This window comes from Paenibacillus segetis (genome assembly GCF_014639155.1).
Lineage (GTDB): Bacteria > Bacillota > Bacilli > Paenibacillales > Paenibacillaceae > Fontibacillus > Fontibacillus segetis.
Genome location: NZ_BMFT01000001.1, coordinates 744,166 through 756,698, shown reverse-complemented (window position 1 = coordinate 756,698; position 12,533 = coordinate 744,166). Strand labels below are relative to the sequence as shown.

13 protein-coding genes are annotated in these 12,533 nt (G+C 42.7%); 4 read left to right on the top strand and 9 right to left on the bottom strand.

What is annotated here, in order from left to right; all coding sequences use genetic code 11:
• Positions 1-248: 248 nt before the first annotated feature.
• Positions 249-1,055 carry a PPK2 family polyphosphate kinase gene (locus IEW05_RS03230; RefSeq protein ID WP_188535770.1) on the top strand — a complete coding sequence of 269 codons (807 nt, stop codon included), beginning with the start codon at positions 249-251 and terminating at the stop codon, positions 1,053-1,055.
• Positions 1,056-1,198: 143 nt separating this feature from the next.
• On the top strand, positions 1,199-2,203 hold the full coding sequence (lplA, locus tag IEW05_RS03225; RefSeq protein WP_188535768.1) for a lipoate--protein ligase: 1,005 nt from the start codon (positions 1,199-1,201) through the stop codon (positions 2,201-2,203).
• A 50-nt stretch (positions 2,204-2,253) separates the two neighbouring features.
• Here the strand turns inward: lplA and IEW05_RS03220 are convergent, their stop codons facing one another.
• Positions 2,254-3,147: a LysR family transcriptional regulator gene (locus IEW05_RS03220; RefSeq protein ID WP_188535766.1), complete on the bottom strand. Its 894-nt coding sequence runs from the start codon at positions 3,145-3,147 to the stop codon at positions 2,254-2,256.
• 112 nt (positions 3,148-3,259) lie between these two features.
• Here IEW05_RS03220 and IEW05_RS03215 point away from each other — a divergent pair, with 112 nt between their 5' ends.
• Positions 3,260-4,645 (top strand): MFS transporter, encoded by a 1,386-nt coding sequence (locus IEW05_RS03215; protein WP_188535764.1) that lies wholly within the window; start codon positions 3,260-3,262, stop codon positions 4,643-4,645.
• Positions 4,646-4,678: 33 nt separating this feature from the next.
• On the opposite strand, the gene IEW05_RS03210 is transcribed toward IEW05_RS03215, so the two are convergent.
• The 4 genes from IEW05_RS03210 to IEW05_RS03195 form a co-directional block, all read right to left on the bottom strand.
• Positions 4,679-5,140, bottom strand: coding sequence for a hypothetical protein (locus IEW05_RS03210; RefSeq protein ID WP_188535762.1), 462 nt, complete (start codon positions 5,138-5,140; stop codon positions 4,679-4,681).
• Positions 5,141-5,206: 66 nt separating this feature from the next.
• Complete coding sequence (locus tag IEW05_RS03205; RefSeq protein ID WP_188535760.1) at positions 5,207-6,373, bottom strand: purple acid phosphatase family protein; 1,167 nt, start codon at positions 6,371-6,373, stop codon at positions 5,207-5,209.
• 19 nt (positions 6,374-6,392) lie between these two features.
• Entirely contained in the window at positions 6,393-6,950 is a 558-nt protein-coding gene (locus tag IEW05_RS03200; protein WP_188535758.1) for a GNAT family N-acetyltransferase, read from the bottom strand.
• Between the two features lie 31 nt (positions 6,951-6,981).
• A complete protein-coding gene (locus tag IEW05_RS03195; RefSeq protein ID WP_188535756.1) occupies positions 6,982-7,779 on the bottom strand; it encodes a lipid II flippase Amj family protein in 798 nt (265 codons plus the stop codon).
• Positions 7,780-7,981: 202 nt separating this feature from the next.
• On the opposite strand from IEW05_RS03195, the gene IEW05_RS03190 reads away from it, so the two are divergent.
• Complete coding sequence (locus IEW05_RS03190; protein ID WP_188535754.1) at positions 7,982-8,782, top strand: Cof-type HAD-IIB family hydrolase; 801 nt, start codon at positions 7,982-7,984, stop codon at positions 8,780-8,782.
• A 25-nt stretch (positions 8,783-8,807) separates the two neighbouring features.
• On the opposite strand, the gene IEW05_RS25885 is transcribed toward IEW05_RS03190, so the two are convergent.
• The 4 genes from IEW05_RS25885 to IEW05_RS03175 all read right to left on the bottom strand — a co-directional run bounded on the left by IEW05_RS25885 (position 8,808) and on the right by IEW05_RS03175 (position 12,532).
• On the bottom strand, positions 8,808-8,939 hold the full coding sequence (locus IEW05_RS25885; RefSeq protein WP_268238718.1) for a hypothetical protein: 132 nt from the start codon (positions 8,937-8,939) through the stop codon (positions 8,808-8,810).
• 212 nt (positions 8,940-9,151) lie between these two features.
• Positions 9,152-9,913, bottom strand: coding sequence for an MBL fold metallo-hydrolase (locus IEW05_RS03185; protein ID WP_373285817.1), 762 nt, complete (start codon positions 9,911-9,913; stop codon positions 9,152-9,154).
• A gap of 668 nt (positions 9,914-10,581) precedes the next feature.
• The gene (locus IEW05_RS03180; RefSeq protein WP_188535752.1) at positions 10,582-11,646 is read right to left on the bottom strand and encodes a sulfate/molybdate ABC transporter ATP-binding protein; all 1,065 of its coding nucleotides are present in this window, start codon (positions 11,644-11,646) and stop codon (positions 10,582-10,584) included.
• A 289-nt stretch (positions 11,647-11,935) separates the two neighbouring features.
• A complete protein-coding gene (locus IEW05_RS03175; protein ID WP_188535750.1) occupies positions 11,936-12,532 on the bottom strand; it encodes a TetR/AcrR family transcriptional regulator in 597 nt (198 codons plus the stop codon).
• Position 12,533 lies beyond the last annotated feature (1 nt).

Sequence of the window (12,533 nt, the reverse complement as noted above, 5' to 3'; positions counted from 1 at the left end):
ATGATATATTCCCCTTTTAGAGTTACACTAATAGTACATGTTCAAAAAGTTAGCTTTTCAGCACCGAGAAGGTTGAATGAGGCTAGGGACTGAGGAACAGAGCGTAGGCAAAACCTACGTGAGTACCGGAAGGCCCGGCAGAATTCAAGATTCGATGTCGATTCTACTTCTAGTTTTACTTCGTGATCAAAAGATGAGTTTTTGAACTACCGCTAATGAAAATATGTTTTAATAGGAGGCTATAACACATGCCCAAGCCATTCGCACTTCCTGTCAAACAAAAGGTTGATCTGAGCGCTATCGATCCTAAGAATACGGGTACATTTCTCAGCAAAGAAGAAGTGGAAGAAGAAACGATCAAACTTAAGGAAGAGTTTCAGGAATTACAGGAGAAACTTCATGCGGGCAAAAGTCACGCTGTCCTCTTTGTGTTTCAGGGCATGGATTGCAGCGGTAAAGACGGAGTAATCAAGCATGTATTCTCTGGGCTTAATCCTGGAGGAGTATCCTCTTATAGTTTCAAAACACCAACCGAAGAAGAATCGCTGCATGATTTTCTCTGGAGAGCTCACAATAAAGTTCCAGCTCTAGGTCATATCACTACATTTAATCGTTCTTATTACGAGGATGTACTTATTACACGGGTACATGAATTAATTTCGGATAAAGAAGCCAAAAGTCGCTTCAAACACATTAACCATTTTGAGTCCCTGTTAGAAAACAATCAGGTGAAAGTCGTAAAAATATTTTTGCATATCTCAAAAGAGTTCCAGTTAGAAAAGCTAAAAGAACGTATCGAAGATCCAGCAAAGAACTGGAAGTTTGACCCTTCCGATGTAATGGAACGTAAGGCTTGGAAGAAATATCGAGCTTATTACGAAGAAGCACTTGAAAAATGCAGCAGCGTATCCCCATGGCATGTCGTCCCAGCAGATCACAGATGGTATCGGGATCATGCGGTTCTCAGCATCGCCGTAGAGTCTTTAAGAAAATTACATTTGAAAGATCCTGAGCCAATTCCTGAGTTACTGACACTCCTGGATGAAATCAAATAATATTAGCTCTATCTTCATACGTCCTTTTCCTTTGGTTTTGTGATGAATTGGTTTACAATATAAAGGTAGCTCGGATGCATTAAATTATACAATTTGTAAACCAGTTACGCTCAACACTTCACTATATCGGAGGAGCGATACTCATGTTATTTATCGATAATCAGGGGATTACCGACCCGTCCATCAATTTGGCTATCGAGGAATTTGTACTTAAGAACCTTCCAATGGACGACGACAGTTACTTGCTGTTCTATATTAACGCACCGTCCGTCATTATCGGCAAACACCAGAATACGATTGAAGAGATCAATGCGGAATACTGCAAGGATAACGGCGTTCAAGTCGTACGCCGACTCTCTGGCGGTGGCGCGGTCTATCACGATCTTGGCAATCTCAACTTTAGCTTCATTACCAAAGATGATGGACAATCCTTCCACAATTTCCGCAAGTTCACCCAACCTGTAGTTGAAGCACTTCATTCACTTGGTGTAAATGCTGAAATGACAGGTCGTAATGATTTGCAAGTTGGCGATCAAAAAATATCCGGTAACGCTCAATTTGCTACACGAGGCCGGATGTTCAGCCACGGGACATTGATGTTTAACCTGAATTTGGACAATGTAGCGGCATCATTACACGCTAATCCCGAGAAGTTCAAATCCAAGAGCACCAAATCCGTGCGTAGTCGTGTGGCGAATATCATTGATTTTATGGATACAAAAATGACGATCGAAGAGTTCCGTTCCGAGCTGCTTCGCCACATTTTCGGCATGGAAGCAAACTCTGTACCGGAGTACAAACTTACTGACGCTGATTGGAAGAAGATTCATGAAATCTCCGAAGAACACTATAAGAACTGGGACTGGAACTATGGACTATCCCCAGAATCGAACGTCAAGCATTCCAAGAAGTTCCCAGTCGGGATCATCGATTTGCGTATGAACATTAAGGATGGCACTATTCAGGAAATCAAAATATACGGCGACTTCTTCGGAGTGGGAGATGTAGCGGATATCGAGAATAAACTGAGAGGTGTTCGTCACGAGGAAAGTGAAGTTCGCAGCGCACTTGCCGATATCGATGTGAAGCATTATTTCGGTAATTTGGAAATGGATGATTTTGTAGGGCTTGTTTTCTTGGAGGAATAGAAGTTAGTACTAAAGGCTGCCGTTCACTTCGGTAGCCTTTTGTCATTGTCCTAACGTTCCAGATTCTGTCTGGATATCCTTCCAAAATATTCTACAACTACCTTCCGGAATTCCAGAGCAGCCTGCGAAATGTATCGACTCCTGTGCCATAGTAATGCTATTTCCCGTACCAATTCGTGATTATCTATTTGAAGATATTTGATGTCTTCCCGTGAATTCCTTGCCGTACTAGGTATGAAGGCTAGGCCAATCTCGGCTTCCACAAGAGTGATTAATCTCGCAGGTTCATCTCCCTCATACACATATTTAGGCATAAATCCAACCGATTGGCACACAGAATCTATTAAATCGCGAGTTCCATAACCGCTCTTTACACCGACAAACCATTCATCCCTTAGCTCCGTCAAGGAGACGCTGCTTCGATCTGCCAGCCGATGCCCCTTAGGAACGGCTACAAGGATGGGGTCGATCAACACAATTTGGCATTCGATTTCATCCCCTTCTACAGGCGGCGAGGATAAGCAAAAGTCAACCTCTCCTCTATTAAGAAGCGTAACCATTTCCTGCGTGGTCAGCATTTGCACATGAAATTGAATATCGGGTCGCCTTTTCCGAAACTCGCGAAGGATATTGGGTAATGTGCTAGCGGTAGTCACCGCTAATTCAAGCGTGCTATGTTCCGGGCTGGATAAATCCCTAAGCTCCTGCTTCCCCTGCTCCAATTCAAACAAAGCCCTTTCTGCACGGAGAAGGAATCTGCTTCCGAATTCATTTAATCGCAGCTTTCTCCCTACTCGATCAAATAAGGGGACCCCTAGATCCTCCTCCAAGCGTCCAATCGTTTTGCTTAGTGACGATTGAGTTACGTGCAGATTTCGTGCAGCTTCGGTCACATGTTCCAAACGAGCTACCGCGAGAAAATATTGCAGTTGAAGAAGTTCCACTTTGCACCCTCCATTCATTCCTTCAAGTCTATGAGATCATAACATGAAATGCGTTGGAATGAATAAACGACTTATTGTACGATGACATTAATAAGCTTCGGGGGGATTCAAAATGAGTGTTCGCAGCAGGTGGTTAATGATTTCAGTGGGTCTAGGGATACTATTGAACCCTTTAAATTCTTCGATAGTTTCTGTTGCCATTCCAATTCTGCAAAATGTGTTCCAACTAGACTTTACAGATGTTTCCTGGATTATTTTTTCTTTTTACATTGCAAGTAGCATCGCTCAACCCGTTATGGGAAAAGCCAGCGATTTATTCGGTCGTAGGAAGATATTTCTTACCGGGCTTGTTGTAGCCTTCATTGCATCATTAATAGCTCCGTTAGCACCAAACTTCGCGTGGCTCATCGTGTTCCGCATTGTGCAAGCCATCGGAACCAGCATGATGGTTGCCGTCGGAATGGCCATTGTGCGAATTCATATTACGGAGAAACAAGCGACTGCGCTGGCTGTTTTGTCCATATTCCTATCCGGAGCTGCAGCAATCGGCCCCTTTATCGGCGGGGTCATCATACACTGGTGGGGCTGGCCTGCTATCTTTTTCGTCAATATTCCATTCGTCGTAATGAGCTTTCTATTATCTTGGAGGCATATTCCTAAGGACGAACCTTCAACACCCGTTGCACAGGGCATGTCCGTTCGTAAATGGTCTGATTTGATTGATGCGTCAGGGATCCTGCTCTTCACAGTAAGCCTGGTTGCCCTGCTCGCTTCATTACTCTCAGCAAAATCATCTGGGCATATCTCATTAGGAAATGTCCTTGTCTTTCTAATCGGCCTCGTTCTGCTGGGGGTTTTCGTACGACATGAGTTAAAAGCCCCATCGCCCTTTATTCCTTTGCGCACTTTCGCTCAATATCCTGAAATGACTTGGGTTAATGTGGAATTCATGCTCGTTAACGTACTTTATTACTCACTCTTTTTCGGGATTCCGTCCTATTTGCAAATGGTACGCCATGTCAGTGAGTTCCAAACGGGGATACTTATGCTAACCTTAGGACTCAGTTCGCTGGTTACTTCTCCAATAGCAGGTCGATGGATCGATAAATCAGGACCAAGGCCGGCATTGCTGGTGTCCGCAATCCTGATGACATTAGGGTCGGTATGGCTCGCGACATTGAATCCAACTTCGCCGGTTATCAGCGTCTGTTTGGCTTTGGCTGCATTCGGTATTAGCAACGGGTTGAACAATGTAGGTATGCAAGCAGCCCTGTTCCAAAGTTCTCCCAAAGAAATCGTCGGCGTAGCATCCGGATTATTTAATACATCAAGATACTTAGGAACCATTCTATCTTCATTGTTAATAGGTATCGTAATGGGAAGTAAGTTCAGCTTCGAGGGATTTCAAGTGCTTGGGATTATCCTCATGCTAATTGCATTGTCTTTGGTATTTATGAGTCGGCGGCGCAGGGAGTCAGGGCAATTAAAGGAGTCGTAGATTTACAGCATCATGAGTCTAACGCTTTATTGTTCACATTCTAGTCCTTGCGTAGTTTAATCTGATTTGGTTGAATATCCATGTTAGTAATGATTGATATATCAGATATATTAACGCCCCCACAATAAAGAGGGGAACTATATTAGATATGTTGTTGAACACACGGACAAACAGTGCGAAGATCATTCCGCTCACAACACCTAAAATGCAATAAGTAAAGATTATCGTAATCATATTCATTATTCTCTTCGATCCCATACTTTGTGCAATACATCCATCTGCTAATATCGACAAGGGCATAATCAAGATGATATATATGGCTAAACTTATGATCAATCCAGTAATAAATTGAAAGCCGAATGAAAAATAAGCGTCGTTCGTTTTGTCTACACTTGCTCCTAAGCTTGGAATGGCTAAAACGGTAACCGATATGGCTGAAAATAGAGCAGAGAAGACTTTGGTCATAGGTCCTGCGTACACTACTTTTCTTTTCAACTATATCTCCCCTCTTTCCTACATACAATATTACCTTTCAACGTAGGCGTATAGCTAAGATCGACACTAAAAGTAAGTCTTGTTCCCATCCGAATCTTTTCTCAAAGTAAATTTATCGAATAATCTGCCCTCTTCGTCAATTGCTCGAAGTTCCAGATGATCATTGGTCGCAACAACTTGTACAAAATGGGGAATCGCCAAAGATTGCGAGGTATGCCACTCCCTCTTAGGCAACAGCCACTCCGGCATAGCACCTGCACCACCAGCCACAATGTAAATAATCCCGTCATGGAAGTCCACTATACCCTCACGAATTGGATGACTACGTTCGTATACGATGGTATGCGAATTAAATACGAGGTCAACTCCATACTGTTCAAACACGGGACACAATTGTCGCAAGTCTTCCACTTGATACCCACCTGATACGTAGGGCGGATAATGAAAAAAGAGTATTTTCCATTTAGCAGACGAAGCTTGTAGATCATGGATTAAGAAGTCGTATTGATCATTTCCAGTGCTCATATTTCCAGAACTAGCGGGGTAATGTTCAGACTTTATAAAATCTGTGCTGTCGAGACAAATGAAATGAACGTCCCCATAATCAAATGAATAATAATTTTTAGGTGAGTTGAAATCAAAAAAGTCATAATACCAAGAAGCATTATTCTCATGATTACCGAGGCAACTATAGAACGGCGTACTTATTAAAAAGTCTCCTCCTGGGCCAAAGAAATATTTCTCCCAATCCTCGTAGTTGTCCCCATCATTCACTAAATCACCAATAAATAAGGTTAGATCGGGTCGGTACCTTTGCATTTGTTTGAATATGTTGATATTCGTCAAGCCATCCGATAGATCAAATCCGCTGAATCCTCCGGTCTCACTCGTCACGGTAAAGGAAAAAGGTTCGCCCCTTCGCACCGCCGTTTTAAAAGGATATGGACCTGATTGGACTTCTCCGTGCTCATTTGCCGAGAAAATGTTATAAAAATACATCGTTCCGGGCTCAAGTCCGGTTACTCTAAGTAGATGAATCGTAGAAGGGTTATCATTGGAAACAGAGGTGAGTACAACCTCCGGTTTCTTGTAGTTTCCTTGATGGCCGCTATGGATTCTCTCCGCCAACAATATTTCAACTCTTGAAGAAGCCGGATCTGAAGTCTCCCACATGATCGTCATGGAGTTTTCAGTAGGTCGTTGTAAATAGGGTCCTTTAACTATTAATAGCATGATTTCCCCTCACTTTAAATCAAGATTCTCCACTATTAAATAAAGAAGGATTCGACTCCCACTCCTCGCGCAATAGCCCCATTCGAATGGAATCGTAATATACGCCGTTATAGTAACGGCACTTTCTAAGTCTGGCTTCCATGGTCATGCCTAGCTTTTCTCCAACTGCAATCATCCGATGATTCCCTGACCAAGTTGTAAAACCGACTCTTACCAACGGTAACGTATGAAATAGATGATTAATCCACAGCTTAAGAGCTCGTGTACCAAACCCACCGCTCCAATACTTAGGATCATAGATGCCGATTCCCATCTCCAGCCAATTCGAAGGTTTATGCTCCCAATAGTAGCTAACCCCGCCAATGATTCTTCCCTGGACTTCAATGACCCAATCATTATCCTGATCAATCACGTTATCCTTAAGTAAATAATCATCCCAAGAAATTCTATTAAATTCGTAATAAGGTGCATCCCATTTTTTCCACTCTGGCGCTTCGTCTTGATAGATTAGCTCCCATAGATCTCTTAAATCTTCTTTCCTAGCAGGTCTAATCATCATTTCATTGTCTGTATACATCTGCTCGCTCCTTAATTGACTATAAAGTTGACTATAAAATGGATACCATCCAGATAATGAAGTGTGCCGCCGGTACCAGTAAAATCTGTGCAAGTACCGTACCTAATAACCGCGAGATCATTAATAACCCAAAGACTTTGTTAAGAGAAGTAATCTCTTGTTCTCCTCTAAGCACCTTATCCGTTATTAAACCAACTTGCGGATCAATAAGTATCGTCAATAAAATTGTTGCCAGCCCATTGATGAGTCCTGAAGACTGTAATGCTGTCGTTGCATATTGCGTTGTAAATGTTGAAGCGAGTAAGGCCGCTAGCACACCTATCGTATAAATTGCGGTTACGACACAATTGAGAATGACTAGCCTCTTGGGTATTCCACCGATTCGGAGTCGCGACAACATCGATAACTTGGGTTTGCGTAAATGATGTCTTGCGTTATGGATCTTTTGAGTAGAAACCGAGGAACGGATCATTTGCGGTATGGACCCAGCTACTTCTAAATGTGCTATCACTCTTGCTGCTAGAGCAACTGCTGTTGGAAACAGTAATAACGCAACAATGGTTCCCATCGTTGAGGCACCGATTATAATTCGTAAATGTCCTACTAGATCGTAATCCGCGTTAAGCTTTGCGAAGTCTATGATTTTCCCGGTTAGTACGGCTTGAACCATATTGGCTGTTCTTGATACTAAAAGTATGATTCCTGTTAAGGATAAGGCAACAGCTAATTTCCCTAACTTTACTCCAGCTAGACGAAGAGAATAGGTAAGTGTCTCTGAGAGGTGAATAATAAAAGTAAACAATGCAACAAACAATACTTGTTGTAACATAAATACACCTCATTTGGAGTTCATCATTCTCAAACGCCATGACTAAACCCTATTCTAAACGAAATAAGAAATTTATGTAAATATAATAATCACTTTTCTGAATTGAAATCTACGCATCGTACGGTACAATAGATACAGCTATGTCTATAGAGATAAATAGGTGGAACTTATATTCCATAACTATCATGAAGGAGAGAACAATATGTACAAACTGATTGCCATCGATATCGACGACACCTTGATTAACGATAACAAAGAAGTAACACCGGCCACACAGAAGGCACTTGAAGAAGCTGTTGCAGCAGGCGTTGTTGTCACATTAGCCACAGGTCGTGCGTATGCTTCCGCCCATGTACTAGCTCGTCAGACTGGACTCAATGTACCGATTATTACTTATCAAGGCGCATTAATTAAGAACCTGCTGGATGAACACGTATTGTTCGAACGTTATGTACCAAAAGAGGCCGCGGACAAGCTGTTTAGATACTGTATTGAACATAATCTTCATCTTCAAACTTATATTGATGACAAGCTCTACGCGCGTGAAGAAAATCAAAAACTAATTGACTACACGAACCTCAATGGGACCAAATACTACGTAGAGCCTGACTTCGCTAAGCTGGTTGCCCAGCCTACGCCAAAGATGCTCATCATCGATGAACCGGATTACTTGGACGAAATCGCCCCTGTGCTCCGTGAACTCTTAGGTGACCAAGTGCATATCACCAAGTCCAAACCAAACTTCCTAGAGATCATGCATCATGAGGGAACCAAAGGCCATGCGCTAAAATTCCTCTCCAACCACTTCGGTTGCAATATTGCAGACACCATTGCGATCGGTGATTCCTGGAATGATCATGAAATGCTCGAAGCAGCTGGTCTTGGAGTCGCTATGGGCAACGCCATCCCAGCATTGAAAGAAATCGCCGACTTCGTAACAGCTAGCAACAACGAAGATGGCGTCAAGCTCGTCATCGATAAATTTGTGTTTAACCGGGAATAATATGGAAGGAGCCTGAAAGGTATTTTCAGGCTCCTTTTTGTGTCTTAATGACTAGATTCTTTGTAGATACGATGAGCTGCGGTGTGGCAAGGTCCGGTTGTACAGTGACGTTCGCCTTACCCTGACGTTCGGTGCAACTTAACTGGAATTCCTCCATTTAATTTGACTGCTAAAGCAATCTAATGGCAACTTACCTGGAATTTATCCCGCTAATTTTTAATTTGGAGCAATATTCAACGAGAATCGCTTGAATTAACAGGAGGTTTTCCAGTTAGAAGTAGGCATATTTATCCACGCAACAACCTAACTGGAGAATTTACCTTTATTTGAATACAGAAGTCGAGTTCAGACTTCATGGAACTCTTTTATTTATTTCAAAAAAATCCTTTGCCCCGTCTTTGCAAATCGGGCATTTGCAGGTAGTCCATAATCACGATTCAGGTCAATGTCATGAGACATATGAGTAAAGATTGTCTCTTTCGGCTTCACCTCTTGCAGCAGTTCCAACGCTTCCGTAACATCATAGACTGACCTCGTAGAGAATTCTGCATACTCCTTGTAGAAACTCGTTCCCAGTATAAGCAGATCAAGACCTTCAAGCGGTATTTTCTGTTCTGCAGGCAAGCCAATCGCATCTGAACAATAAGCCCAAATATAGTCTTCCTTCTCCAAACGGTACGCATAAGAGTAACCATTCTTCCCATGGAACACTTTCCAGGCCTGAATCTTCCAATCCGCCAAAGTAACGCCCTCATCTACAGCATGAAAATCCAACTGCCCTGGAAGCCATGGATACTGCCGAACAATAATGTCCAGCACCTCTTGTGGTGCGTACAACTGTCCCCTCTGTCCCAGCCATCGACACGCATCCGCCCACTCCGGTAATCCACCAATATGGTCAAAATGAGCGTGTGTAATCAAAATTTGTTCTACAAATCGCAGTCCCTCTCTCTCCATCCCAGCTTGCCAATCTGGCCCACAGTCGATCAGGAACCCACCCTCTTCGCCATCTATAAACACAGCGGAGCGAAACCGCCGATTCACTCCACCACTTCTTGCTTCCTGGCAGACCTCACATTCACAATAGACACGCGGAACCCCCATCGCATCACCGGTCCCCCAGAATGTCATAACATCGTTCACTAATGTCCCTCCTTTGATTCACAAGCATTTGATCCATTTAATCATGAGTCTTGTCCTTCATACAAAAAAGACAGTCAAATTCTTCTTTCGCCCATCAAGAATTATAACATCGTGCTAGTTGTGTGGGTACTTCTTCCGTTATAGTTCAATTACAACATTATTCTTACACTATTTAACTCTTTAGAAATCTTACGGACCTGAACACCTTATTTGCCTCTATTAAGATTCTATCCAATGTTTGTTGAGTAAATAAGAACCCTAGTGTCCACTAATCTCCAATAAAAGGTTTAATTGTTATATTAATCAGTGGCTCCTGTGTCAGTTACCCCTACTTTTACTATTACAGCGTACTATTCAAGCACTAACCCCAAGGTTGAATCTCTAATAATGTGTATAATTGGCATCAAATGATTAAGCTACCTACACAAAAAAGAGTGTTCCAATTTAAAGGAACACTCCTTACTACACACCCATAAAAGTGTGGTGAACAGCAGAGTGGAGTAAAACGTTTGAATCTGGAGAAGCAACGCGTTCGCCTTTGGAGTTGGATTATAACCCATTTAGGTGTAATCATATCAGATAATCCAACTCCAACAGTGATCGAAAGATCAAACGGTTTGCGCAGCGGACAGCTGTTCACCACACTTTTCCCACTTCTAAATGATTACACTCAACGGATCCCGCTTCAATGGATTTTCGAGGATCCAATTTCTCTCGTCATTGAATAGGTAAGCACGATGCACCAAGACAGCTACTTCCTCACCGGTCTGAAGTGTTTCTTTTTCCAGCGAGCGGAACGTTGTCAGGGTGTATCCGCCTACCTCAACCTCAACAAGCCATTCACTACCGCGGAAATGCAAATGCTTGACTCTACCTGGTGTAGTTGCTGAACGCAAGGTAAATTCATGTTCTTTACCAACCTCGATGTATTCAGGACGAATTAGCGCACGAGTTCCAGGATCACCTGCTTCTTCTTCAAATCCCTTGAGATCGGAAGCTTTCTCCACCAACGTGGACTGCCCGATAAAGGAAGCAACAAAAGGTGTATGCGGGTCTTTATAAATATCCCATGGGGTCCCTTTCTGCTCTAATCGCCCTTGATTTATAATCATGATCTCATCGGCAACTTCAATTGCTTCTTCCTGATCATGCGTCACGAAGATAGATGTAATACCCACGCGCTCGATTAATTCTCGTAACCAGGAGCGTAGCTCCTGACGAATCTTGGCATCAATCGCTGCAAACGGCTCATCAAGCAGCAGCAATTGCGGTTCAGGGGCTAATGCTCGTGCAAAGGCTACACGCTGACGTTGTCCCCCAGATAACTGATGAGGGTAACGCTGCTCGAAACCACTTAGTCCTGTCAGTTCAACGAGTTCCATCACACGAGCTTTAATTTGTGCTTTAGTCGCCTTCTTCACCTGTAGGCCAAAGGCAATATTGTCGAACACCGTCATATGTTTAAAAAGAGCATAACTCTGGAATACAAAACCAATGCCGCGATCCTGCGGAGGGAGTCCAGCCACACTTTGACCATGAAACAGAATATCACCTGAATCCGGTTGTTCCAGTCCTGCAAGCATGCGAAGAATGGACGTTTTACCTCCACCACTTGGTCCAAGCAAACCGATCAATTGGCCTTTCTTAATTCCAAAACTGACGTCGTTTACCGCATGAAAATTACCAAAGTGCTTATCTAAATTTCGTACTTCTACATGCATCACAGGTCACACCCTTTCATTAATCCCCAATTCACGACCACACAATAAATTATTCATATGAAAATACTAGGATTTATCTTTTGCAATAACTTTACCAAACTCTGCCTTTTACGTCAATCCAAACCTACAACGATGAATGAACTTTGTAGACAATAACGTTAAGAGGCGTAAATTCCCCTTAGGAAACTCACGCCTCTTATTTTTCCGATACATCGTTAAATTAATGTTATACAGGAGTACAGCTATAACAGGGTAAATGGGTAAAGCGTGATTTGAAAATAAAAACGTCTTATGACGTCATGCGGTAACTGCTTTGACTAAGCATTTTGACATGGGCAACAGCAGCGGGCAGTATCTCCTCAAACGTCAAACGATCCTGAATATAAAAAGATATGAATCCATGCATACCCAAAAACATACTAAGCGGAAATGATGGGGTATGCTCCAACGGATGACACTCTTCCTGCAAAAATTGACGTACGAGGCATTCGAACATATCGAAGCATTTAGCTTGTTCATTACGGCAGTAGGAGAGAATTTCCTCATCCCGAAGCATGAACATGATCTCATACTGGTATGGATGCTCTAAGCCAAACTTAATAAACTCCAACATCAACTGTTCGACCTTCGTTAACCCTTCAGAAGGAGCTTGTTTTGTTACCTGATGACAAAGCTGCGATAAAAGATTGAAATCCTGCACGACAATCGCATAGAATAGTTCCGCTTTTTCCTTGAAATGATAATACAGAGAACCGTGGCTATACCCTAAATGCTGCCCGATACTCCTCATGGAAATTCCGCGATATCCTTTTGTAATAAATAAGTGTCTAGCGGCATCCATAATCCTTTCCCTCGACAACTCCTGCTCCACTGCTCTTCTTGCCATA

What these genes read in the sequence shown, in the direction of transcription:
- IEW05_RS03190 (WP_188535754.1), top strand. Translation starts at nt 7,982, where the DNA reads ATGTACAAACTGATTGCCATCGATATCGACGACACCTTGATTAACGAT.
- IEW05_RS03195 (WP_188535756.1), bottom strand. Translation starts at nt 7,779, where the DNA reads ATGTTACAACAAGTATTGTTTGTTGCATTGTTTACTTTTATTATTCAC.
- IEW05_RS03200 (WP_188535758.1), bottom strand. Translation starts at nt 6,950, where the DNA reads ATGTATACAGACAATGAAATGATGATTAGACCTGCTAGGAAAGAAGAT.
- IEW05_RS03185 (WP_373285817.1), bottom strand. Translation starts at nt 9,913, where the DNA reads ATGACATTCTGGGGGACCGGTGATGCGATGGGGGTTCCGCGTGTCTAT.
- IEW05_RS03230 (WP_188535770.1), top strand. Translation starts at nt 249, where the DNA reads ATGCCCAAGCCATTCGCACTTCCTGTCAAACAAAAGGTTGATCTGAGC.
- IEW05_RS03205 (WP_188535760.1), bottom strand. Translation starts at nt 6,373, where the DNA reads ATGCTATTAATAGTTAAAGGACCCTATTTACAACGACCTACTGAAAAC.
- IEW05_RS03215 (WP_188535764.1), top strand. Translation starts at nt 3,260, where the DNA reads ATGAGTGTTCGCAGCAGGTGGTTAATGATTTCAGTGGGTCTAGGGATA.
- IEW05_RS03175 (WP_188535750.1), bottom strand. Translation starts at nt 12,532, where the DNA reads ATGGCAAGAAGAGCAGTGGAGCAGGAGTTGTCGAGGGAAAGGATTATG.
- IEW05_RS03180 (WP_188535752.1), bottom strand. Translation starts at nt 11,646, where the DNA reads ATGCATGTAGAAGTACGAAATTTAGATAAGCACTTTGGTAATTTTCAT.
- lplA (WP_188535768.1), top strand. Translation starts at nt 1,199, where the DNA reads ATGTTATTTATCGATAATCAGGGGATTACCGACCCGTCCATCAATTTG.
- IEW05_RS25885 (WP_268238718.1), bottom strand. Translation starts at nt 8,939, where the DNA reads ATGGAGGAATTCCAGTTAAGTTGCACCGAACGTCAGGGTAAGGCGAAC.